Origin of the sequence: Jatrophihabitans sp. (assembly GCF_051960575.1) — a bacterium.
In the GTDB taxonomy this organism is placed as follows: Bacteria; Actinomycetota; Actinomycetes; order Mycobacteriales; family Jatrophihabitantaceae; genus JBQCEE01.
This window is the reverse complement of record NZ_JBQCEE010000196.1, coordinates 1-2,038: the sequence shown is the minus strand read 5'-3', so window position 1 is coordinate 2,038 and position 2,038 is coordinate 1. Positions and strand designations below refer to the sequence as shown.

The following is a 2,038-nucleotide window of genomic DNA, read 5'->3' as shown; positions in this document are numbered from 1 at the left end:
GGTGAGAACCGGAGTGAACGCCGACCGGCGCTTCGCGGGGCCACGTCGGCCGGGCAGGGTGGTCTGATGTCTGACGCCATCAAGATCGCACTGCTCGGCTGCGGTGTCGTCGGCACCCAGGTCGTGCGGTTGCTGGACGAGCAAGCGGACGACCTCGCGGCACGGGTGGGCGCGCCGCTCGAACTGGCCGGCATCGCGGTGCGGCGGCCGGCTCGCCACCACGACGTCCCGGCCCATCTGCTGACCACCGATGCCGCCGAGCTCGTCGCGCGCGACGACGTGGACGTCGTGGTCGCGGTCATCGGCGGCATCGAGCCCGTCCGGACCCTGCTGCTGTCGGCGCTTTCGAGCGGCAAGAGCGTCGTCAGCGCCAACAAGGCGCTGCTCGCCGAGGACGGCGCGACGCTGCACGATGCCGCGGCGCGGGCGGGTGTCGATCTCTATTACGAGGCGGCGGTCGCCGGGGCGATCCCGCTGGTTCGGCCGTTGCGTGAGTCGCTCGCCGGCGACCGGATCACCCGGGTGATGGGCATCGTCAACGGCACGACGAACTTCATCCTCTCGCGCATGGACGCCACCGGGGCCGGCTTCGACGAGGCACTCGCCGAAGCGACCGCGCTCGGCTACGCCGAGGCCGATCCGAGCGCGGACGTCGACGGGTTCGACGCCGCGGCCAAGGCCGCGATCCTCGCCGGGCTGGCCTTCCACACCCGCGTGACACTGTCCGACGTCCACCGCGAAGGCATCGGCAGCGTCACCGCCGCCGACATGGCGAGCGCGAAGGCGATGGACTGCACCATCAAGCTGCTCGCGATCTGCGAACGTCGCGGTCTCGACGACGGCCGGGAGAGCGTCTCGGTACGCGTGCACCCCGCGATGCTGCCGCGCAGCCATCCGCTTGCCGGCGTCGGCGATGCGTTCAACGCGGTGTTCGTCGAGGCCGAAGCCGCGGGATCGTTGATGTTCTACGGTCGCGGGGCGGGCGGCGCACCCACCGCCAGCGCCGTGCTCGGCGACGTCGTCGCCGTTGCGCGGAACCGGGTGAGCAGTAGCCGCGGCGCAGGCGAGAGCGCCTATGCCGAACTGCCCCTGCAGCCGATGGGGGAGACCCGCACCCGGTATCACATCGCGCTCGACGTCGCCGACGAGCCGGGCGTGCTCGCCGCGGTCGCGGGCGCCGTCGCCGAGCTCGGGGTGAGCATCCAGACGGTGCGACAGGAAGGGCGTGGTGACGCCGCGACACTGGTCGTGGTCACGCACGCCGCACGCGACGCCGATCTGGCCGCCACCGTGCACCGGCTGGTCGAGATGCCGTTCGTCGGGCGCGCGGCGAGCGTCATGCGCGTCGAGGGGATGGCCACCGAATGAAGCCGTGGCCCGGGCTCATCGAGGTCTACCGCGACCGGCTCCCGGTCAGTGACCGCACGCCCAACATTACCCTGTGCGAGGGCGGCACCCCGCTCATCCCGGCCCGGGAGTTGTCGCGGCGCACCGGCTGCGAGGTGTACCTGAAGGTCGAGGGCGCCAACCCCACCGGCTCGTTCAAGGACCGCGGCATGACCGTGGCGATCTCGAAAGCAGCCGAGGAGGGTGCGCAGGCGGTCATCTGCGCCTCGACCGGCAACACGTCGGCCAGCGCGGCCGCGTACGCGGTGCGCGCGGACATGACCTGCGCGGTGCTCGTGCCGCAGGGCAAGATCGCGCTCGGCAAGATGGCGCAGGCACTGGTGCACGGCGCGAAGCTGTTGCAGGTCGACGGCAACTTCGACGACTGCCTGGAACTGGCGCGCAAGCTCGCCGTCGACTACCCGGTCGCACTCGTCAACTCGGTCAACCCGTTCTGCATCGAGGGGCAGAAGACGGCGGCGTTCGAGATCTGCGACGTGCTGGGCCGCGCGCCCGACGTGCACTGCATCCCGGTGGGCAACGCCGGCAACATCACCGCGTACTGGAAGGGCTACCAGGCGTACGCCGCGGACGGTGTCGTCGCGACGACACCGCGCATGTTCGGCTTCCAGGCCGCCGGCGCTGCGCCCAT

2 protein-coding genes are annotated in these 2,038 nt (G+C 71.4%); both read left to right on the top strand.

The genetic code is table 11. The features are described 5' to 3' along the window. The first annotated feature begins 66 nt into the window (after positions 1-66). The gene (locus tag ACTHMS_RS10960; protein ID WP_440306696.1) at positions 67-1,368 is read left to right on the top strand and encodes a homoserine dehydrogenase; all 1,302 of its coding nucleotides are present in this window, start codon (positions 67-69) and stop codon (positions 1,366-1,368) included. Next, positions 1,365-2,038, top strand: a 674-nt coding sequence (thrC, locus tag ACTHMS_RS10955) for a threonine synthase (RefSeq protein ID WP_440306695.1), incomplete at its 3' end; no start/stop codon positions are given. The genes ACTHMS_RS10960 and thrC, both read left to right, overlap by 4 nt.

What these genes read in the sequence shown, in the direction of transcription:
- ACTHMS_RS10960 (WP_440306696.1), top strand. Translation starts at nt 67, where the DNA reads ATGTCTGACGCCATCAAGATCGCACTGCTCGGCTGCGGTGTCGTCGGC.